General features: G+C 52.1%; 20 protein-coding genes and 1 pseudogene. 17 read left to right on the top strand and 4 right to left on the bottom strand.

The features are described 5' to 3' along the window. The first annotated feature begins 130 nt into the window (after nt 1-130). The 3 genes and pseudogenes from EPD59_RS16800 to obgE all read left to right on the top strand — a co-directional run bounded on the left by EPD59_RS16800 (nt 131) and on the right by obgE (nt 2,559). On the top strand, nt 131-670 hold the full coding sequence (locus EPD59_RS16800; RefSeq protein WP_133273794.1) for a phosphoribosyltransferase: 540 nt from the start codon (nt 131-133) through the stop codon (nt 668-670). Nucleotides 671-779: 109 nt separating this feature from the next. After that, a pseudogene (locus tag EPD59_RS16795) lies at nt 780-1,405 on the top strand (adenylate kinase). 158 nt (nt 1,406-1,563) lie between these two features. Next, nucleotides 1,564-2,559, top strand: a complete 996-nt coding sequence (obgE, locus tag EPD59_RS16790; protein WP_133273793.1) for a GTPase ObgE — start codon at nt 1,564-1,566, stop codon at nt 2,557-2,559. Here obgE and EPD59_RS16785 read toward each other — a convergent pair. Then, nucleotides 2,552-3,103 (bottom strand): hypothetical protein, encoded by a 552-nt coding sequence (locus tag EPD59_RS16785; RefSeq protein WP_133273792.1) that lies wholly within the window; start codon nt 3,101-3,103, stop codon nt 2,552-2,554. The genes obgE and EPD59_RS16785 overlap by 8 nt on opposite strands. Nucleotides 3,104-3,247: 144 nt before the next feature. Here EPD59_RS16785 and EPD59_RS16780 point away from each other — a divergent pair, with 144 nt between their 5' ends. The 10 genes from EPD59_RS16780 (at nt 3,248) to EPD59_RS16745 (ending at nt 10,542) form a co-directional block, all read left to right on the top strand. Continuing rightward, nucleotides 3,248-3,817, top strand: a complete 570-nt coding sequence (locus tag EPD59_RS16780) for a nucleotide exchange factor GrpE (protein WP_133273791.1) — start codon at nt 3,248-3,250, stop codon at nt 3,815-3,817. A gap of 21 nt (nt 3,818-3,838) precedes the next feature. After that, on the top strand, nt 3,839-4,975 hold the full coding sequence (dnaJ, locus tag EPD59_RS16775; protein WP_133273790.1) for a molecular chaperone DnaJ: 1,137 nt from the start codon (nt 3,839-3,841) through the stop codon (nt 4,973-4,975). A 208-nt stretch (nt 4,976-5,183) separates the two neighbouring features. Continuing rightward, the gene (locus EPD59_RS16770) at nt 5,184-5,717 is read left to right on the top strand and encodes an RNA polymerase sigma factor (RefSeq protein WP_240731460.1); all 534 of its coding nucleotides are present in this window, start codon (nt 5,184-5,186) and stop codon (nt 5,715-5,717) included. After that, the gene (locus EPD59_RS16765; protein ID WP_133273789.1) at nt 5,708-6,331 is read left to right on the top strand and encodes a hypothetical protein; all 624 of its coding nucleotides are present in this window, start codon (nt 5,708-5,710) and stop codon (nt 6,329-6,331) included. Before EPD59_RS16770 ends, EPD59_RS16765 begins: the two co-directional genes overlap by 10 nt. Nucleotides 6,332-6,414: 83 nt before the next feature. Continuing rightward, a complete protein-coding gene (locus EPD59_RS16760; RefSeq protein ID WP_133273788.1) occupies nt 6,415-7,353 on the top strand; it encodes an ABC transporter ATP-binding protein in 939 nt (312 codons plus the stop codon). A gap of 60 nt (nt 7,354-7,413) precedes the next feature. Further along, the gene (locus tag EPD59_RS22775) at nt 7,414-7,773 is read left to right on the top strand and encodes a hypothetical protein (protein WP_240731459.1); all 360 of its coding nucleotides are present in this window, start codon (nt 7,414-7,416) and stop codon (nt 7,771-7,773) included. Then, complete coding sequence (locus tag EPD59_RS22770) at nt 7,659-8,474, top strand: ABC transporter permease (RefSeq protein WP_240731757.1); 816 nt, start codon at nt 7,659-7,661, stop codon at nt 8,472-8,474. The genes EPD59_RS22775 and EPD59_RS22770 overlap by 115 nt, the downstream gene beginning before the upstream one ends. After that, nucleotides 8,459-8,752: an ABC transporter permease gene (locus EPD59_RS22765; protein WP_394347200.1), complete on the top strand. Its 294-nt coding sequence runs from the start codon at nt 8,459-8,461 to the stop codon at nt 8,750-8,752. Before EPD59_RS22770 ends, EPD59_RS22765 begins: the two co-directional genes overlap by 16 nt. A 166-nt stretch (nt 8,753-8,918) precedes the next feature. Further along, on the top strand, nt 8,919-9,791 hold the full coding sequence (locus tag EPD59_RS16750) for a ChaN family lipoprotein (protein ID WP_133273787.1): 873 nt from the start codon (nt 8,919-8,921) through the stop codon (nt 9,789-9,791). 79 nt (nt 9,792-9,870) lie between these two features. Further along, a complete protein-coding gene (locus EPD59_RS16745) occupies nt 9,871-10,542 on the top strand; it encodes a dioxygenase family protein (protein WP_133273786.1) in 672 nt (223 codons plus the stop codon). 90 nt (nt 10,543-10,632) lie between these two features. Here EPD59_RS16745 and EPD59_RS16740 read toward each other — a convergent pair whose 3' ends face one another. Continuing rightward, nucleotides 10,633-10,986, bottom strand: coding sequence for a HesB/IscA family protein (locus tag EPD59_RS16740; RefSeq protein WP_084444422.1), 354 nt, complete (start codon nt 10,984-10,986; stop codon nt 10,633-10,635). Between the two features lie 198 nt (nt 10,987-11,184). Here EPD59_RS16740 and EPD59_RS16735 point away from each other — a divergent pair, with 198 nt between their 5' ends. After that, nucleotides 11,185-11,721, top strand: a complete 537-nt coding sequence (locus EPD59_RS16735) for a DUF7935 family protein (RefSeq protein WP_133273785.1) — start codon at nt 11,185-11,187, stop codon at nt 11,719-11,721. Between the two features lie 6 nt (nt 11,722-11,727). Further along, the gene (locus EPD59_RS16730) at nt 11,728-12,126 is read left to right on the top strand and encodes an Imm63 family immunity protein (protein ID WP_133273784.1); all 399 of its coding nucleotides are present in this window, start codon (nt 11,728-11,730) and stop codon (nt 12,124-12,126) included. Between the two features lie 3 nt (nt 12,127-12,129). On the opposite strand, the gene bshA is transcribed toward EPD59_RS16730, so the two are convergent. Both bshA and EPD59_RS16720 read right to left on the bottom strand, forming a co-directional pair. After that, a complete protein-coding gene (gene bshA, locus EPD59_RS16725) occupies nt 12,130-13,266 on the bottom strand; it encodes an N-acetyl-alpha-D-glucosaminyl L-malate synthase BshA (RefSeq protein ID WP_205703564.1) in 1,137 nt (378 codons plus the stop codon). Between the two features lie 292 nt (nt 13,267-13,558). Next, nucleotides 13,559-16,699, bottom strand: a complete 3,141-nt coding sequence (locus EPD59_RS16720) for a glycoside hydrolase family 3 N-terminal domain-containing protein (protein WP_240731457.1) — start codon at nt 16,697-16,699, stop codon at nt 13,559-13,561. Between the two features lie 116 nt (nt 16,700-16,815). Between EPD59_RS16720 and mutL the strand changes: the two genes are divergently transcribed. Both mutL and EPD59_RS16710 read left to right on the top strand, forming a co-directional pair. Further along, complete coding sequence (gene mutL, locus EPD59_RS16715; protein ID WP_133273782.1) at nt 16,816-18,750, top strand: DNA mismatch repair endonuclease MutL; 1,935 nt, start codon at nt 16,816-16,818, stop codon at nt 18,748-18,750. Nucleotides 18,751-18,875: 125 nt separating this feature from the next. Next, on the top strand, nt 18,876-19,652 hold the full coding sequence (locus tag EPD59_RS16710; RefSeq protein WP_133273781.1) for a rhomboid family intramembrane serine protease: 777 nt from the start codon (nt 18,876-18,878) through the stop codon (nt 19,650-19,652). Nucleotides 19,653-19,656 lie beyond the last annotated feature (4 nt).

The raw sequence follows: 19,656 nt of genomic DNA, 5'->3' as shown, positions 1-19,656 counted from the left end.
CTCTTAACGGTTCGTAGCACTCGCCTTGAGTTACTCAAAGTCTGGAAAGCAGCCTCTTCATACGGAAGAGGCTGCTTTTTTTTGTCCTACCTTTGGCCATCCCTTCTTCCGGTTTTCAACCTTGTCCGGTATGCCTCAATCCGTTATCTCTCTGCATAACAAGCAGTTTGTTCCCTACCTCACAGCAGAGCAACTGGCAGACGCCGTGCGAGAGTTGGCCGCCCGCCTTACTGCGGATTACGCCACCAAGACTCCTTTATTCGTAGCCGTGCTCAACGGCTCGTTCATGTTTGCGTCCGATTTGCTGAAAGAGCTGACCATCGACTGCGAAATTTCTTTCGTCAAGATGGCTTCCTATGAGGGCACTAGCAGCACGGGAGCAGTAAAAGAGCTACTAGGGCTCCGTGAAGAAGTGCAAGGCCGGCATATAGTAGTGCTGGAGGATATCGTGGATACCGGCCACACCATTCGGGCCTTGCTCGACACGCTGGGGGGCAAAAACCCGGCTTCGTTGGAGGTCGCCTGTTTGCTAATCAAGCCCGATTGCCTGCAGCACAAGCTGGATATTCGCTACCCAGCTCTTAGTATTCCAAATGATTTTGTGGTAGGCTATGGCCTTGATTATGATGGCTTAGGCCGAAATTACCCTGATCTATACAAGGCGTTGTAATCTGGCGGGTTCAGCCTACTTTTGCGGCCTGCCGTATGGGGCACTTTAGTATCGATTCGCTATCTTTCCCAAACACCGTCTTTTCTTTCCCTGCGAAAATCCTCGCTCTATGCTCAATATCGTGCTCTTCGGCCCGCCCGGCGCCGGCAAAGGAACGCAAAGTCAGAAGTTAATTGCCCGTTATAATCTGGTACACCTCTCGACCGGCGACCTGCTTCGCTCCCAAATCACGCAAGGCACCGAACTAGGTCTGCGCGCCAAAAACTCATGGATGAAGGCCTCTTGGTACCCGATGAAGTAGTAATTGGCATGATTGAGAGCCAACTGGCTAACAACACTGAGGCGGCTGGCTTTATTTTCGACGGCTTTCCCCGTACTGTGCCCCAGGCCCAAAGCCTCGATGAGCTAATGGTACGCTACGACACGGGCGTGTCGTGCATGATTGCTCTGGAAGTAGCGGAAGAGGAACTGGTGAAGCGCCTGCTAGAGCGCGGTAAAACCAGCGGCCGCCCTGACGACCAAGACGAAGCCAAAATCCGCCGCCGCGTAAACGTGTACAACACCGAAACCGCTCAAGTGGCTGGCTACTATGCTGAGCAGCAGAAGTTTCACGCTTTAAATGGCATTGGTGCTATCGAAGAAATATTTACCCAAATCTGCGATATTATTGATCAGAAGCAGGCGGCGCCATCGCTGTCTGATGGTCAGCAGGCTGCTGACGAAGTAAAAGCGTAACTTTGCGGTCATAACCGCTTTCACCTGTCATCCTGAGGAACGAAGGACCTTATCTGTTGAACAAGTCGGTTCAATATGATAAGGTCCTTCGTTCCTCAGGATGACAGACGTTTTTTAGGCAGATCATCTGTCAATTTCCTCATTCAGCATTTCTACCAGTGGCTTCCAATAATTTCATCGACTACGTTAAAGTCTGCTGCCGTTCGGGCAAGGGCGGAGCGGGCTCTTCTCACTTCTTTCGGGCCAAAGGGTTGCCGAACGGCGGCCCCGATGGCGGCGACGGTGGTCGTGGGGGGCATATTATTTTGGAAGGCAACTCTCAGCTCTGGACCCTGTTGCACCTGCAATACCAGAAGCACGTGATTGCCGGCCACGGCCAAGGCGGCGCCGAAAGCCTTCGGAGCGGTGCCCAGGGCGAAGACGTAATTCTGCAAGTTCCACTTGGTACGATTGCCCGCGATGCGGAAACCGGCGAAAAGAAAGTTGAAATCACAGAGCATGGCCAGCGCATTATCCTCACGCCTGGCGGGCGTGGTGGGCTTGGCAACGACCATTTTAAATCGGCTACTAACCAAGCGCCTACTTATGCTCAACCCGGTGAGCCCGGTATTGAGGAATGGGTGGTACTGGAGCTAAAGCTGCTGGCCGACGTAGGCTTGGTCGGATTTCCGAATGCTGGTAAAAGCACGTTGCTCTCCGTTGTATCGGCGGCAAAGCCCAAAATTGCGGATTACGCTTTCACGACTTTGGTGCCTAATCTGGGCGTGGTGGCTTACCGCGACTACAAGTCCTTCGTGATGGCTGATATTCCGGGTATCATTGAAGGAGCTGCTGAAGGGCGAGGCTTAGGTACGCGCTTTCTGAAGCACATCGAGCGCAACTCCATGTTGCTATTCATGATTTCGGTGGACAGCAACGACATTGCCGCCGAGTATCAGGTGCTGCTCAATGAGTTGGCCCAGTTTAACCCAGACCTGCTGGAAAAGCGCCGCGTATTGGCCATCACCAAAGCCGATTTGATTGACGATGAGTTGGAAGCTGAGATTCGGGCTACACTACCCACAGATTTGCCCAGCGTATTTATTTCCAGCCTAGCCAATAAGAATATCCAGCGGTTGAAGGATATGATTTGGCAGGAACTGAACGCTAAGTAGGTATACAAACTTTACATAGCTCATCAGCTACTGAAGTGTCTAATTTAAAGACTTTAGTAAGAATCTCAGGGGTGACTTTAGATAGCGCACCACACTCGCTCCGTACACGTTTGGCTACCTCGAAAGGGTCGTAAGGTATATGGTGAATAAGTGCTAAAGCTTTTCTATAAGCAGATATGTCGTCCTGTTGTGGGCTTTCAGTATGTTGGGATATTCGTTCAGCAAACAATACAGCAATGCCCTCTTCAAAATGATTAGTGTACCCATGAACTGGATTAAGAAGGTGAATTGTTTCGTGAGCTAACTCATATGCAGTAGTAGGCCAATACTGAGCTGCATAAGGACTGAGTGCTGCCCAAGCACCGTCTCTTGTATTTGAATTTATAAGCTGGGGTCCTCCTACTTTCTTAAATTCAGGTTGATAAATAATAGTATTCCCTTTAGGACCTAAAAGGGTTTCTGCCTCATTTAATAAATAATTCTGAAGCTGCCACACTTCATTTGGAACAGTATGCGGCGCATTAGTTGAAAAATTCAATTGCATGCTTCCAATATTTTCAACAATAGAGCCTGTTACAAAAAAATGCCACTATGGCAGCCCTAGTGCCTTTGGCAAACTCATTGTTCCCACTTCTTGCCAATCGGCTAAAATGAAGTGAAAAACCCGTTTCGACGCATATTCGATAAAATGGCTGACGATAAACACGTACTGCAGGACGACAACTTGACCGTTGACCCCGACCACGTAGCTGGCGAAATGGCTGATGGTGAGGCAACAGTAACTGCTGAAACTGAAAAAGCCCCCCAGTCTGAAGTAAACAGAACAGAGACTGAACTTGCGGAGTTAAAAGACAAATACCTGCGCTTAGCCGCTGAGTTTGATAACTACAAGCGTCGCACTGCCAAGGAGCGCTCTGACCTGTTCAAATCAGCTAATCAGGAGCTAATGGCCGTTTTGCTGCCCGTGCTTGACGATTTTGAGCGCGCTCGCACCCACACCCAATCGTCGGAAGACGTGCAAGTGGTTCGGGAGAGCGTAGATATTATCTACAACAAGCTGGTCAAAACGCTTCAGCAGAAGGGTTTGACTGCTATGGAAACTAAAGGCGGCGACTTTGACCCGGACTTGCACGAGGCTATTACCCAGATTCCAGCTCCGAGTGAGGAGTTGAAGGGTAAGGTGGTAGATGAAGTGGAGAAGGGCTATTATTTGGGTGATAAAGTAATCCGCCACGCCAAAGTGGTGCTGGGCCAATAAACGACGCACAGATTAAAGATTATGGCGCAGAAGCGTGATTATTACGAGGTGTTGGATGTAGCCAAAACCGCGACGGGAGACGAGATCAAGAAGGCTTATCGCAAGGTGGCTATCAAGTTCCACCCCGACAAAAACCCCGACGACCCGACAGCCGAAGACAAGTTCAAGGAAGCTGCTGAAGCCTACGAGGTATTGTCGGATGAGCAGAAGCGCGCTCGCTACGACCGCTTTGGCCATCAGGGTGTAGGCGGCAACGGTAGCGGCCCGAACATGGAGGATATCTTCTCGCAGTTCGGCGACATCTTTGGTGGCGGCGGCTTCGAGGGTTTCTTTGGTGGTGGCCGCTCTGGTGGCGGACGCCGCATGAAGAAAGGCTCCAACCTGCGCATCAAGCTGAAGCTGGATCTGGAGGAAGTTGCCAACGGCATCGAAAAGAAAATCAAGGTGAAACGCTACGTAGCGTGCAACACCTGCTCGGGTACGGGCGCCAAAAACGGCACCGACCTAAAGGACTGCGGTACTTGCCACGGTCAAGGTCAGGTGAAGCGTGTGGTGAACACGATGCTGGGACAAATGGTAAGCAGCTCTACTTGCCCTACCTGTAATGGGGAAGGTAAAGTAGTAACCAGTAAGTGTGACGTGTGCCACGGCGATGGTCGGCAGTTGCAGGAAGAAATCATTCCGATCAACATTCCGGCTGGCGTAGCGGAGGGTATGCAGTTGAGCATGAACGGCAAAGGCAACTACCCTGAGCGCGGCGGTGTGCCCGGCGACTTACTCATTCAGATTGAGGAGGAGCCGCACGAATTGCTAAAGCGTGATGGCAACAACATTATGTTCGACCAGTACATCTCGTTCGTGGATGCGGCTTTGGGTGCGAGCATTGAGGTTCCGACCATTGAAGGCAAAGTCAAAATCAAGGTTGATCCTGGCACTCAGCCCGGCAAGATCCTGCGTTTGCGTGGCAAAGGTATTAAGGACCTGAACGGCTACGGTCGCGGCGACCAGTTGATTCACATCAACGTGTGGACGCCCAAGGTGGTGAACAGCCAGGAGCGTGAGCTGCTGGAGAAGCTGCGCGACTCGCAAAACTTTACGCCCAATCCGGGCAAGAATGAGAAAGGCTTCTTCGAGAAAGTGAAGGAGTACTTCCAATAAGCACGGCGTAAGCTCGCTTTTGCAGAGTTAAGTTATTTGTAAAAAAGCCCCCAGATATTTTCTGGTGGGCTTTTTTAGTTGAGGAAAGCCAGGGTAACACTCTGCGCTTTGATAAAAGCAACAAAAAAGAGGATGGTTTTGAAGCCGCGAAATATTTTTCGCGGGCGCTGTAATTCGTCGATAATAGCCGCGATATATGTAGTGTATCTTGGCTGTTTCCTCGCTCTTGGCTCCCGATCCCAATACTGCTGAATTTCTGACGCTCATCAATGCGCATCAGGCAATGCTCCGGCGAATCTGTCGGCTGTATTGCCCCGACGCCGATGACCAGCAGGATCTGTTTCAGGAAATCGTACTGCAACTATGGCGAGCCTACCCGCGCTACGAGCCGCGGGGGGCAAAAATCAGCACTTGGATGTATCGCATTGGGCTAAACGTGGCCGTGTCGGATTTGCGCCAGCGCACCCGCAAACCGGCTCCCGACCGCCTCAACCCGCAGATATTAGAAGTAGTCCAGGCACCCGACCTCGGCACCGATTCAGCGGAAACTGCCGCGCTTTACAGTGCTATTGAGCGGCTGTCGGAAGTGGAAAAGGCTTTTGTGCTGCTATACCTAGAAGAGCACACTTATGAGGAAATGGCCGACATTCTCGGGATTACGCAGAATAACGTGCGCGTCAAAATGCACCGCATCCAAGAAAAACTACGCAAGATTTTCAGTCGCTCAGAGCAATGGAATTAAATGAACTCCGTCAGATGTGGAACCGCCAGACTACCGCGGAGCCAGCGCCGCTCAGCGAGCAGAGCGTGGCGCGCATAGTAGCGCGTAAATCAGACAGCGAAGTGACGCGGCTGCGCCGCAACGCTTGGTGGGAAGTCGGGTCTATCATGTATGTAATCATTGCCTTGCCATTTGGTATCGACTATTTCGACAACCAGTTCATCAAGGGCTATCTGCTGACCTTCGAGTTGCTGTCGGTGGCCTTTCTCTATTACTATTACCGCAAGTTCAAACTGCTGCGCCGGATGGATCATGTTGATAAGGACGTACGAGGGCATTTGCAGACGTTAATTACGGGTTTGCGTGGTCTGCTTGCCATCTATCTCCGCCTTTCGCTCTGGGTTACCATCGCTGCCCTTATAGCCACTACCTCTTATCAGGCATTTCGGCTTACGTTGAAATACGATGGTGGAAAGCTAGTCTGGGGCATCGGATCGATGATGGTGATCATGTTTCTCGCGGGCGCCATTCTGTATTGGTTGATGATCAAGTTCACCAAATGGTACTTGCACAAGCTCTACGGTCAGCACCTCGACCGACTCGAAGGATACCTGCATGAGTTGCAGGCTGAGTAAGAATTTGCCCCCCAGCTCAGCAACAGAACAGTAGTATATCTATAAATGAATACATTTAACGTCGAAAAACCTTACTACCAGCCGTGAGCAACATTCTACAAGCAATTGACGTGCACAAAGCCTACGATGCGCACGTAGCCCTGAACGGCGTCAGCCTCGATATTCCTGAGCGCAGCATCTTCGGTTTGCTGGGCCCAAACGGAGCGGGCAAGACCTCTCTTATTCGCATCATCACTCAGATTACGGGCGCTGATTCGGGCGAAATCCGGTTCCGGGGCGAGCGGCTAAATCCCAGCCATATTGCCCAAATCGGCTATCTGCCAGAGGAGCGCGGGCTGTATAAGAAGATGAAGATAGGGGAGCAGCTGCTATATCTGGCCCAGCTAAAAGGGCTGAGCAAAGCTGATGCTACCCAGCGGATTAAAGCCTGGATTGACCGCTTTGACCTGCGTACTTGGGTAGGCAAAAACGTGGAGGATTTATCAAAAGGCATGCAGCAGAAGGTGCAGTTTATTGCCACAGTGCTGCACGAGCCTAGCCTGATTATCCTCGACGAGCCGTTTTCCGGTTTCGACCCAATCAATGCCAACCTAATTAAGGACGAGATTCTGGAGCTGCGCGAAAAGGGCGCTACCATCATTTTCTCCACTCACCGCATGGAATCGGTGGAGGAAATGTGCGATTCTATTGCCTTAATTAACCGCTCACGCAAGGTACTAGATGGTCCTGTGGGCAAGATTAAGGATACGTTCAAGACGAATACTTTCGAAGTAGAGGGCAAAGGCCGCTTGATGGTTATTCACCCCGACTTTGAGGTGCTGGAGCACAAGGAGCGCGAAAACGGCTACTTCTACGACCGTATTCGGCTGCACGAAGGCGTGACGCCCAACGACTTGCTGCGCTACCTTATTGGGCAGGTAGAAATCCATGCTTTCCGCGAGCAGATTCCGAGCATCAATGAAATCTTCATTCGTCGCGTGCGTGAGACGATGCCAGAGTCATTGGTGGAGGAGAACGTCTGAGGCAGCAGTAGTAACGTGCTCATTTAGTGTGTCCTAATCAGTATTCAACTAGTAAAACCAATGGATAAAATCTGGCTTATCGTGCAGCGTGAATACATCACGCGGGTGCGCAAAAAGAGCTTCATCATTATGACTTTTGTGGGGCCGCTGCTTATGTCTGCCCTGTTTGTGGTGCCAATATTTCTGATGCAAATGTCATCGGATGAAAAGAAAATTGTGACCGTGGCCGACGCTGGGGGCTTTTTGGTGGTAAGCTGCCCGAAGATCAAAAGAGCAGCATTCGCTACGTACACGCACCTGCTGATCTGGAGACGGCCAAAGCGGAATTCAAGAAAAGCAAGAATTCAGCATTGCTCTATGTTCCGCCTTTCGATTTGGCCAACCCAACCGGTATCAAACTATTTGGCCGCGAAAACCTGAGTCTTTCGCTTCAAACCAGCATCGAGCGGATGGTGGATCGGCAGGTAGAGGCGGCCCGCCTGCAAAAGTCGGGTATCAACCAGCAAGTGCTCGACAACCTGAAGGCCGACGTGGATGTAGACACGGTGAACTTGAGCGATGAAGGCGAGAAATCAAGCAACTCGATGGTGACATCGGGGGTGGCTTATTTCATGGCTTTCCTGATTTACTTGTTCATTTTCCTCTACGGCGTACAAATTATGCGTGGGGTAATTGAGGAGAAAACCAGCCGTATTGTAGAGGTCATTATGTCATCGGTGAAGCCATTTCAACTGATGATGGGCAAGGTAATCGGTATTGCTGCCGTAGGTCTTACCCAGTTATTGCTGTGGGTGGCGCTGTCGAGCATTGTTATAACCGGCGTTTCGGCTGCTACGGGTCTTGATACGGTGGCTGCTTCGCGTACGCAGCAACTAGAAACCGTAGCTCAGTCGGCCGGAGCCACGCCTAAAGAAACCGAAGACAAGACGGCCATAGTGTACAAGTCAGCTATGGAAGGATTCTCTAACCTGAATTTGCCCCTTATCATCGGTAGCTTCTTGTTTTACTTCCTGGGGGCTATTTGCTCTACGGTGCTTTATTCGGGGCTATTGGCGCCGCCGTTGATAATGAGACGGACACGCAGCAGTTTATGCTGCCCATCACCATGCCGCTCATTCTGACATTCATTGTGGCTCAAAGCGTGATGATCCGGGACCCGAACGGGCCTATAGCTTACTGGATGTCAATGATTCCATTCACGTCGCCTATTGCTATGGTCATTCGCATTCCCTTCGGTGGTGTCACAGCGGGGCAATTGCTGCTTTCCATGGCGCTGCTGGTGGTTGGCTTTGTAGCTACTATCTGGATAGCTGCCCGCATCTACCGCGTGGGTATTCTGCTGTATGGCAAGAAGGTAACCTACAAAGAGCTGTCGCGCTGGATGTTCTATAAAGGCTAAATCTTCCAAAAAAGCCCCCCGCACTGTGCAACTTGCAGAGTAGCGGTTGTGCTTGGTACAAAAGCTCCGTCATCTGCTTTCAGCAACCATGACGGGGCTTTTTGCGCTTTAGGAGTAACAAGAGGCCCGCTTGTCGACTTCCTACTCTACGCCACCAACTTTGCTTATGCGCCGTTTATTCTTCCTGCCAATTTTGCTTAGCCTCCTCAGCTTCCGCACCGGCGACCGTCCCGCTTATCGCCTGTATACAGCCGCCGGCAAATCTGCCAGCTACGACAAGATGCTCAAGGAACTCGCCGAAGCCGATGTCGTGCTTTTCGGCGAGCAGCACAACGACCCCATCGCGCACTGGCTGCAGTTGCAAGTAGCCCGTGACTTAGCTCAGCGCAAAGCTGGCCAGCTGGTATTGGGATTGGAGATGTTTGAGCGCGACGTACAGCCGCTCGTGGAGCAATACAACACGGGTGAGCTGGATGATAAAGCCTTCGAAGAGCAGAGCCGGCCTTGGCCTAACTATGCCACCGACTATAAGCCCTTGCTTCAGTTGGCGCGCCAAAATAAGCTGCGCGTAGTAGGCACCAACGTGCCCCGGCGATATGCTTCTCAGGTAGCGAAAGGTAGCCTAACCTCGCTCGATAATTTGCCCCCCAACGAGAAGGAATGGCTCGCGCCGCTGCCCATCACCGTCGATTATGCCCTGCCCGGCTATGCCAACATGGCTAAGATGTTTGGTGACGCTGCTCACGGAGGCACGGCGGCCCAAAACATCATTCAGGCCCAAGCCTTGAAAGACGCCACCATGGCGCATTTTATCCTGAAGAGCCGGCAGCCGGGCCAGTTGCTGCTCCACCTCAATGGCAGCTACCACTCTGATAACTACGACGGGATTAACTGGTATTTGCGCCAAGCGGAGCCTAAACTGCGCATTCGTACTATTTCCACGGTGTCGCAGGAGCGACTGGAGAAGCTGGAGAAAGAGCACCTACGCAAAGCCGACTTCGTGCTAGTTGTGCCAGCCGATATGACTAAGACGTATTAACAGGCTCTAATTAATAGAAGAGTGCTAGCAAAAACGTAACTTAAGTAACTCAGAAGCAAATCTCTAGCTAATCAGAGTTATGAAAGTCCGCGAATGGCTGCTCAGTGTGTCGCTCAGTAGCTTTGGTCTGCTGATTGGTGGGTGTAGCGACAGTAAGTCGCAAAGTAGCGTCCAAGCTTTAGAAGGTAATAACCACTCTATAACCACAGCAGATACCTGCGACGGCCCCGATACCGCTATTGCGTGCTGTTTCGTGAATATGCCCGCTTCATTAAGCTCTACCCTCAAGATGGGCGGGCCCAACGAATCAGGCGACCCGTTACTAATTACTGGTACATTACTACAGGCCGATGGCAAAAGTCCGTATGCGGACGTAATCATCTATGCGTATCAAACGGACCATACGGGGCACTACACCAAAAAAGGGGGTGAAACGGGCGTGCAGAAGTGGCATGGGCACCTGCACGGATGGGCAAAATCAGACAAGCAGGGCCGCTACACCATTACCTCCATCCGGCCCGCGTCATACCCAAGCCGCACCGATCCTGCTCATATTCACGCCGTTATTAAGGAACCTAGAAGCCGGCCGCCATATTATATCACCGACTTTGTGTTCAAAGACGATCCATTGGTAACACCGAAGTATATCGCATCAATACCGGCGGTGTCGGTGGGTGGCACCGGCGTAGTTGAGTTACAGCGAACAGCACAAGGCTGGACGGGTCGCCGGGACATCGTTTTAAAAAGATGATGTTGCCGAATAAGGAGACTTAGGACAAATAAAAAGCCTTGTCTACACCGTGTAGACAAGGCTTTTTATGAAAGCAGAACGGCGCGTTTATTAGGCCGAGAATGACGAACCGCAGCCGCAGGTACTTTTAGCCTGCGGATTGTTGAAGACAAAGCCGCGAGCGTTCAGGCCATCTTGGAAGTCGACTTCCATGCCTAGCACGTACATCGCGTGTTTCTTATCCATGATAAGGCGCAGGCCATCAAGGTCGTACACCTCGTCGTTGTCTTTGGCTTTGTCGAAGCCGAGCAGATAACTCATGCCCGAGCAACCGCCACCCTGCACGCCAATGCGCAAGCCGTACTCGGTCGGTACTTTCTTTTCTTCAATGATATTTCTGACTTCTACCAAAGCCCGCGAGGTGAGGCTAATGGGAGCAGTTTTGGTTGAAACGGCCGTTGCCATAATGAGTTCGTGGTTAAGAGAAGACTGGTGCAAAGATACGAAGACTATAGGATTCGTATAGTGTTAGAACAGCCGGTTGGCCGCTCCGGTTCACTGGTTATCTTTGCCCAAACACCGCGCCATTTGCTTAGCGGTTACAGTCAACATTTACAGTCATTTATCCTTTACACTTCGCCAAACTTGGCCTGATACGCTCGCATGGATACTACTGCCTATATTTTTGAATTGCTCAAAATCATTCTGCCCGCCATTATTGTGGCCGGCTCGGTGTTCCTGCTGATCAAGCAGTATTTTGAGAAGGAGCAGCAGCGGCGTCTGATCGAGCTGCGTTTGCAGAGTAGCAAGGAAACTCTGCCTATCCGTTTGCAAGCCTATGAGCGCGTAACGCTGCTGCTGGAGCGCATTACGCCTAATAACATTCTGGTGCGCCTCAGCAGCGCCGGTCAAACGGCCCCTGAATTTCACCGTTTACTGCTTCAGGAGATTCGCGCTGAGTTTGAGCACAACCTTTCCCAGCAGCTCTACATGAGCCCCGACGCCTGGGATCATGTAAAGCAGGCCCGCGAGAATGTGCTCACAATGATCAACAAATCATACCATGCTCTGCCAGCCCCTCAGCAAGCCCGTGGTACCGAACTCGCCAAGCGCGTGCTCGAAACTTTAATTGCCGAAGAAGTGGATCCTACGGCCCGCGCTTTGAATGTGGTGAAGCGAGAGGCAGCGAGCCTGTTTTAAACTTGTATGAATCTCATAGCAGTCGAAGCTATTGTCTCAGCGCTAGGTAATCTGATAGATGCACCGGCTTCATCCTTGCCTACTTTTGGCCGCAATGAAGATTTCGCCCGACCGGAAATCCAGGTGCATAACGATGGATATCACTTCATTGTAGTGGAGCGTGGACAGGAGCTCGAACGTCGGATTTTCGGTCAGTTAGAAGAGCTACTATTTCATGTTTTTCAAAAAGTAACTTTTGAAATGGCCTGTAACCACGAGGTGAAAAACCGGATAGCAGACCAGGATTCCCGAATTCTCATATTCACTAAACAGTTACAGTTATTGAAGCAAATCGATAAAGGATTTGCCGAAAAGCAGCGAGTGAAATGTGAGTTTTATCTGCGAGGTAGGAAGCTGACTTATTGAGATTTACACTACCGCCAATTGGGAATCGATGGCGCGCTGATAACAAGCTTCGTACAGCGGTACAATCTTTTCCACGGCAAACTCCTCCGCTCGCGCCCGTGCGGCAGCTTTGAACCGTGGTAGATTTTCATCGGCCAGGATAAAGAGAGCGTTTTTCACCATCTCCTCCACATCGCCCACGGCGCTAGTAGTACCGGTTACGCCATCCACATTCAGCTCCGGAATGCCCCCGGCGTTGGTACTGACAACCGGTACTTCGCAGGCCATTGCCTCCAACGCTGCCAGGCCGAAACTCTCCTTTTCAGAAGGCATCAGAAATAAGTCGCTGATACTGAGTACTTCTTCCACAGCCTCCAACTTACCCAGGAAACGGATGTCGCTGAGGTAGCCGGTTTCACGGCAGAGCTTTTCGATGCGCGGTCGATCAGGACCATCGCCAACGAGCAGGAGCTTGGCCGGAATTTCTTTGCGCACGCCCGCAAAAATGCGAACCACATCTTCCACGCGTTTTACGGAGCGGAAGTTAGATGTATGAATCAGCAGCTTCTCGCCCTCCGGCGCAATGGCGGCCTTGAAGTGGGACTTGTTCTGCTTCTTGAAACGCTCCAGATTAATGAAGTTCGGAATCACTTCAATGTCTTTCTCAATAGCAAAGTACTGGTACGTCTCGGCCCGCAAATCGGCGGATACCGCCGTCACACCATCCGACTGATTGATGCTGAACGTCACCACCGGCTCGTAGCTGGCATCTTTGCCTACCAGCGTAATATCGGTGCCGTGCAGAGTTGTTATGATCGGAATCTGAATGCCTTTGGTGCGCAGAATCTGCTTGGCCATATAGGCTGCCGACGCGTGCGGAATGGCATAGTGCACATGCAGCACATCGAGTTTTTCGTGTTGCACAATGTCCACCATTTTGCTGGCTAAGGCCAGTTCATAAGGCGGAAACTGGAACAACGGATACGGCGGCACATACACCTCATGATAGAAGAGGTTCTCGTTGAAAAAATCGAGGCGGACAGGCTGGCTGTACGTGATAAAGTGGACACGGTGCCCTTTGAGAGCCAGGGCTTTACCTAGCTCCGTAGCAACTACGCCGGAACCTCCAAAGGTGGGATAACAAACAATGCCGATGTTCATGGTAGGGGAGGTTTCACCAAAATTCAGGTGGGCTGTCATTGGTTGGTGAATGGTGAGAATGGTAGGGCAATCAGCGCTGGCGTGGTGAGAAAATTCATAAAAAAGCCCCCAGCCATCTTGGAGTGGACACGAGCCAAATAGTTAGCCCGAATGCGGGTACGTTGTTTCTCAACGATTGACCACGCTGTAGGTTGCTGTGTATGGGGGGCAAAAAAATTGGCGGTAAGCCATCAGGTAGATGTCTTACCGCCATATGCGGATCAGAAGCTTGGTGAAAACGACGGACAACAGGTCATGTCTTAGAAATGCTTTTGATGAAAGACTTATAAATAACGTCGTGGATGCGTGTACGGACGTTGTTTTGAATCAATTTGTTGTTGCCCGCATCAGGGTATACCCGATTAGAAAGAAAGATATATACAATTTTGTTTTCAGGATCGAGCCACACGCATGTGCCCGTGAAGCCAGTGTGGCCGAACGTAGCTGGTGGCGCCATGCTCGATGTCGGGCCCTGACCGGGTCCTTTTTCGGGAGTACCGTGGTCCCAGCCTAGCCCCCGACGGTTGCCAGCAATTTGTGGGCGCGAAAACTCCGTCACCACAGGCGACTGAAAGTAGCGCTGCCCACCGTAGCGGCCATTCTGCAGATTCATCTGCATGAGGATGGCCAAGTCGTTGGAATTGGCAAACAAGCCTGCGTGGCCGCCTACGCCGCCCACAATAGCTGCGCCTTGGTCGTGCACCGAGCCCCGCAGCTGAGAGCGACGGTAGTATGTATCATTTTCCGTAGGGGCGATGCAGGAACTCGGAAACCGCTGTAGCGGATTATAAGTCATAGTATTCAGCCCCAAGGGCTGATAAAACTGCTTAGCCAGAAATTGCTCGATTGGCTGTTGCAGTAGCTTTTCGCACAAGCGCTTCACGATTACAAAAGTCAGGTCGCTGTACTCCAATGGGTATTTGCCTTTTATCTTAGGCAGTAAGCCAGAGCGCATCGTCCACACCCACACCGAATCGTCAGCAGTTTTGACGCTATAAGTGCCAGGCACTACTTCATTCGGGAAGTCGGCGGAGCGGGTGCTGGCATAAAAGGTTGGCTTAAGACCCGTTTTAGTGACGGTGCGCTCCCACATCGGGATACCTGCCTTCAGGCCAGCCTGATGCAATAGCAAGTCGCGCACAATGATGTCCTTTTTGTTGGTACTGCGCAGCTCTGGCAGATACGTCGATACCTTCTCGTCGAGGCTGAGCTTGCCCTGATCTTTCAGGTACATGGCCGCCTGTAGTGTACCCGCTACTTTGGTCACCGAGGCCAGGTCGTAAAGCGTACTGTTGTTTACTGGCTGGGTCCGGTCGTAGGTGTTGAAACCGTAGCTTTTATCAAATATTACGGCGCCATTTTTCGCCACTAATACTTGACAGCCAGGGGCCGCTGCGTACGCTACTGTTTCGAGCGCAATGTTATCGATTTGAGCTAAAATGCGAGAATCCAATCCTTCACTTTCTGGGGTTGCATAGCGCAGACGGCGGAAGTCTGGCGTAGGCAGGCCAGTACCTATTTTGAGCGTCGGCGACACCGTGACGGGCAGCCGCCCCTTAGCAGGCAAAGCCCCAAATAATACCTGCGGCGTTACCAGCTGGGAAGGGTAATTATCCTCGTAAGCACAAACCAAGGTGCGCGCCGACTCCAAAAACTTGAGCGAATAGGCATTGCCCATCGCAACAACTACCGTTTTTACGCGCGGATTAGCTTGTAGCTGTTCAATAAATTTCAAGGCTCCATCGCCCATGCCGTATTTATGCACGGGCGTACTGTTCATGCCATGCAGGCTGACGACCACCGTATTATAGGGTCCGAGGCGCGATAGAATACGCGTGTAAGTGGAATCAGGGGCGTAGCGGTTGGGTACGGAATAGACAGTACCACCCTGATACTTATTCATAATGGTAGCGTACGTGCCGCTGGCAGGGGTGCCGATAGTAACCGAGGCGATGCGTAGCGTATCTAGCCGGTTGAAGGGCAAGAGATTGTCCTGATTCTTGACGACGGTAACCGCGTGCTCATAAATCTGTTGCTGCACCATGCGGCTCAACGGCCGATTGAGGCTAGTCATCAAATTGCTTAGCTCAACGGGGCGGTAGCGGTTAAGTCCCGCCCAATATTTGGCTCGCAGAATTTTACGTATTCTGTACTCTAAGTCAGCGGGTTGAATTTTGCCCCCCGCAATGGCTTCGCGAATTTTCTGCAGGGCAACCGGCACATCTTCTGAAAAGAGCAGCACATCGTTGCCCGCGGCCAAAGCCAAGGCATCTAATTCTCCGGGCTTATAGAGGTTCGAGACGCTCTTCATGTTCAGCGCATCGGTGAAAACCAGCCCTTTATAGGCCATCTTCTCCTTGAGCAAACCCGTCACCAAGTTATGCGACAGCGTAGTAGTCTGAGTGCGCAAAGTGTCGAAGAGCGGCATGTATAAGTGGGCCACCATCACGCCCATCACGCCCGCATCGAAGGACTGCTGAAAAGGGAACAGGTCAACATTGGTCAGGCGAGCCATATCGGTATTCACCACCGGTAGCGCCACATGGGAGTCCGTATCGGTGTCGCCGTGGCCGGGGAAATGCTTGGCTACGGCAATAATGCCGTGGTCCTGCAAGCCCCGGATATACGCCACACCGCGTTTGGAAACCTGCTCTTTGTCTTCGCCAAAGGAACGGTTACCAATAACAGGGTTAGCAGGGTTGGAGTTGACGTCGATAACGGGCGAAAAGCTTACATGCACGCCAAGGGCTTTCATGTTGAGCGCGATTTCGCGGCCCATCTGGTACACATACTGGTCGTCGTCCATGGCGCCAAGCGTCATAGCTTTGGCGAAATGCATGGAGCTGTCGAGGCGCATGTCAAGACCCCATTCAGCGTCCATCGCAATGAGCAAGGGCAGCTTAGTCAGCTTTTGGTAACGGTTGGTAAGTGCAGCTTGACGACGTGGGCCGCCCTGCAAGAACATTAGCCCCCCAATGTGGTAATTACGCACCAACTCCTCAATCTGGAGCACATGTTTGCGGTCCTTGTTGGAGTAGGCGGCCACCATAAACAACTGCCCCAAGCGCTGGTCAGGGGTAAGGGAGCTATACACGCTATCCACCCAATTCTGCTCGGCCGGCGACATAGGCCGCACATCCTTGTCTATCGGAGAAGACGACGAAATGATCAGACCCGTGATGGCCAGCAGTAGCAGCAAAAGTCTAATCGAATAATCCTTGAGCATCGGCTCTGCTGGTGTGGTCGTAACGTTGAAAACGAGCGGAATTAGCCCTACTTTTGTCCCTTTCAGGAAGCAATAGCGAGTGGGGCTGTAGTCGTTTTGGCTGACCCAGGGCACCCGGTTTTCGCACTGCTTAGGTAGCTGGTTTGGCAGCCCGGGACGGGGAGGCACAAACCGAAGTTGACCGCGAACTTACGGATAATTTCTCGGCCTTGGACTGTTTAAACGGTTTTTAAGCCCTTTTTACTCCTGCTAACTTCTTTCTTAACCTCCTCAGTTCCCGGTCGATGGCGGACGTAATCCAATTGCTACCCGAGTATCTCGCTAACCAGATTGCCGCCGGCGAGGTAGTCCAGCGTCCGGCATCCGTGGTAAAGGAATTGCTGGAAAATGCCGTTGACGCAGGCGCTTCGCAGGTGCAGTTGATTATCAAGGATGCTGGTAAGCAACTCGTGCAAGTGGTAGACAACGGTGCCGGGATGTCGCCTACTGATGCCCGCATGAGCTTGGAACGCCATGCTACGAGCAAGATTCGTTCCACCGAGGATTTGTTCCGGATTCGCACGCTCGGCTTTCGGGGTGAGGCGCTGGCTTCCATTGCTGCAGTGGCTCAACTAGAGTTGCGCACCAAACAACGCGAATATGACACCGGTACGCTATTATTGGTTGAAGGCTCCCAGGTAATGAGTCAGCAGCCCGTAGCTTGCCCTGATGGTACCAGCATTGCAGTAAAGAACCTTTTTTACAACGTGCCGGCGCGGCGTAACTTTTTGAAAAGCAACGCGGTAGAGATGCGTCATATCCTGGACGAGTTCCAGCATGTGGCCTTGGCCAATCCGCAGACAACTTTTTCGCTTTATCAGAACGAGCTGGAGGTGTTCAACCTGCCGGCCGGCAAACTCAGTCAGCGCATTGTGGCCTTGCTGGGCAATGGCTACAAAGAGCAGTTGGCGGCCTGCGAAGAGGTGACGCCTTTTATTACCGTTAAGGGGTTTATCGGCAAGCCCGAGTCGGCGAAGAAAAGCCGGGGCGACCAGTTCTTCTTTGTGAATAATCGCTTTATCCGCTCAGCTTACCTTAATCACGCGGTGCTGGCGGCTTATGAAGGTCTTCTGCCCCGCGATACCCATCCGTTTTACGTGCTGTTTCTGGAGCTTGACCCCAAGACCATCGACATCAACGTGCACCCGACCAAGACGGAAATCAAGTTCGAGGACGAGAAGACGGTGTACGCCATTGTGCGGGCGGCCGTGAAGCAATCCTTGGGAATACATAATATGGCACCGTCGCTGGACTTCGAGGGCGATGTGAATTTTGCTCCCATTCGCCCGTTGCGCAGCTCAGGCGCCAGCCACAATTCCTTTTCCGACGAATACCGCCCCGATGCCCTCTCAGCAGCGGCAGCGCAAGCGGCTTCGCCTTCACCGCGCGAGCGGCAACCCGACCGATTTGCCCCCCAGGATCGGAATTTGCCCCCCAGACCTACCGATCAGGCCAAACGGGATTTGGAGGACTTCTACCGCTCACTTGGCCAAACTGCTCTGCCCGATGTAGAGGCCGAAGCCACGGACACGCTGCCACCTTCAGATGATGAGCTGGTAATGGTAGAAACTGCTAACCCCGAATTGCCCTTGCGCGAAAACCAGTCGGGGCCAGGCAGCAAGGTAATTCAGGTGCATCAGCAGTATGTATTGGTGCCGGTGAAATCGGGGGTGATGCTAATTGATCAATTGGCTGCCCGTGAGCGGATTCTGTATGAGCAATATGCCCAGGCCTTGGAGCGCGAAAGCGGCGCTTCGCAAACCTTGCTTTTCCCGCGCACCGTCACGTTTTCGCCCGCCGACTTTGCCGTGCTGCGCGAGGTTACTGATTCTTTGCACGCGCTAGGGTTTCGCTTTACCGAATTTGGTCCCCACACCATTGCCGTAGAAGGCATCCCGGCCGATGTGCCAGCGCGCGACGAGAAGGAATTGTTTGAAGGCCTGATTGAGCAGTTTCGCACGCACGCCGGACCCGTGAAGCTGGATCGGCGAGAACAAATGGCCCGGGCCTTGGCGCGCCGCGTGGCGAGTGGCGCGGCAAGTGCCCGCTTGTCGGAAGTAGAGATGAACGCTTTAGTAGATCGACTTTTTGCCTGCGCTGTGCCTGGGTACACACCTGATGGGCGCAAAACGCTGGTGCTTTTAGAGCTTGATCAACTGCAAGCATTCTTTACTCGATAAGCAAGTAGATTGCGCCACGTTCAGCCTAGTTATCGTTTCCGACGATACTATCGTTTAAGCCGTAATCGCCATTAGCTGTTATTACCCTAACAGCGTAGCTCATTTCATCTGCCTTCCCGCGCTTCATGTTTAATCTGACCCCTACAGTTCGCATTCTGCTATTCATAAATATTGGCGTTTTCCTGCTTGCCACGCAGTTAGGGTTGGGCTGGTTGGCGTTATATCCAGTGGGTTCACAAAGCTTTCAGCCCTGGCAGTTTCTGACGTATATGTTTATGCACGGCGGGCTGGGGCACATCTTCGGCAATATGTTCGGCCTTATTTCCTTCGGGCCACTGCTGGAGCAGCGCTGGGGTGGTCAGCGGTTCCTGACGTTCTGGTTAGTCTGCGGTATCGGGGCTGGCATTCTGTATTCGGGGGTGCGGTTTTATGAGTTGAATAAAATGAACGAAGCGCGGCTGGCGTTTCAGCAGCAGCCTTCCGGCGTAGCCTTCGCCGACTTCTTTCGCGATAATGCCCCCGAAGCCCGCGGCTTCGAAGTGGTGGCCGCTGCCTTACAGCGCAACCCGAATGATGCTGGCCTGATTGCTTCCGCAAATGAAACTATCGATGCCATTTTTAGCCGCAGCTTCAACTCGCCGATGGTGGGGGCCTCGGGCGCGCTGTTTGGTATTTTGTTCGCGTTCGCCTATTTATTTCCCAACACGGAGTTGATGCTCCTGTTCTTTCCCTTTCCGATCAAGGCCAAATATTTCGTCGCTTTGTATGGCATCTATGAGCTTTATGCGGGTTTCAAGCGGGTACCGGGCGACAATGTGGCGCACTTTGCCCACTTGGGTGGAATATTGATTGGCTTCATTTTGTTGAAACTCTGGGAGCGGAATCGCACCCGGATGTACTAATAAC

The sequence above is a fragment of the Hymenobacter radiodurans genome, assembly GCF_004355185.1.
Classification (GTDB): Bacteria; Bacteroidota; Bacteroidia; order Cytophagales; family Hymenobacteraceae; genus Hymenobacter; species Hymenobacter radiodurans.
Note: the sequence above shows the minus strand (reverse complement) of the source record. Positions and strands in the feature narration are given on the sequence as shown.

What these genes read in the sequence shown, in the direction of transcription:
- bshA (WP_205703564.1), bottom strand. Translation starts at nt 13,266, where the DNA reads ATGAACATCGGCATTGTTTGTTATCCCACCTTTGGAGGTTCCGGCGTA.
- EPD59_RS16765 (WP_133273789.1), top strand. Translation starts at nt 5,708, where the DNA reads ATGGAATTAAATGAACTCCGTCAGATGTGGAACCGCCAGACTACCGCG.
- EPD59_RS16785 (WP_133273792.1), bottom strand. Translation starts at nt 3,103, where the DNA reads ATGCAATTGAATTTTTCAACTAATGCGCCGCATACTGTTCCAAATGAA.
- EPD59_RS16710 (WP_133273781.1), top strand. Translation starts at nt 18,876, where the DNA reads ATGTTTAATCTGACCCCTACAGTTCGCATTCTGCTATTCATAAATATT.
- EPD59_RS16745 (WP_133273786.1), top strand. Translation starts at nt 9,871, where the DNA reads ATGAAAGTCCGCGAATGGCTGCTCAGTGTGTCGCTCAGTAGCTTTGGT.
- EPD59_RS16730 (WP_133273784.1), top strand. Translation starts at nt 11,728, where the DNA reads ATGAATCTCATAGCAGTCGAAGCTATTGTCTCAGCGCTAGGTAATCTG.
- EPD59_RS16800 (WP_133273794.1), top strand. Translation starts at nt 131, where the DNA reads ATGCCTCAATCCGTTATCTCTCTGCATAACAAGCAGTTTGTTCCCTAC.
- mutL (WP_133273782.1), top strand. Translation starts at nt 16,816, where the DNA reads ATGGCGGACGTAATCCAATTGCTACCCGAGTATCTCGCTAACCAGATT.
- EPD59_RS16780 (WP_133273791.1), top strand. Translation starts at nt 3,248, where the DNA reads ATGGCTGACGATAAACACGTACTGCAGGACGACAACTTGACCGTTGAC.
- EPD59_RS16750 (WP_133273787.1), top strand. Translation starts at nt 8,919, where the DNA reads ATGCGCCGTTTATTCTTCCTGCCAATTTTGCTTAGCCTCCTCAGCTTC.
- EPD59_RS16735 (WP_133273785.1), top strand. Translation starts at nt 11,185, where the DNA reads ATGGATACTACTGCCTATATTTTTGAATTGCTCAAAATCATTCTGCCC.
- EPD59_RS22765 (WP_394347200.1), top strand. Translation starts at nt 8,459, where the DNA reads ATGCCGCTCATTCTGACATTCATTGTGGCTCAAAGCGTGATGATCCGG.
- EPD59_RS16740 (WP_084444422.1), bottom strand. Translation starts at nt 10,986, where the DNA reads ATGGCAACGGCCGTTTCAACCAAAACTGCTCCCATTAGCCTCACCTCG.
- dnaJ (WP_133273790.1), top strand. Translation starts at nt 3,839, where the DNA reads ATGGCGCAGAAGCGTGATTATTACGAGGTGTTGGATGTAGCCAAAACC.
- EPD59_RS22775 (WP_240731459.1), top strand. Translation starts at nt 7,414, where the DNA reads ATGGATAAAATCTGGCTTATCGTGCAGCGTGAATACATCACGCGGGTG.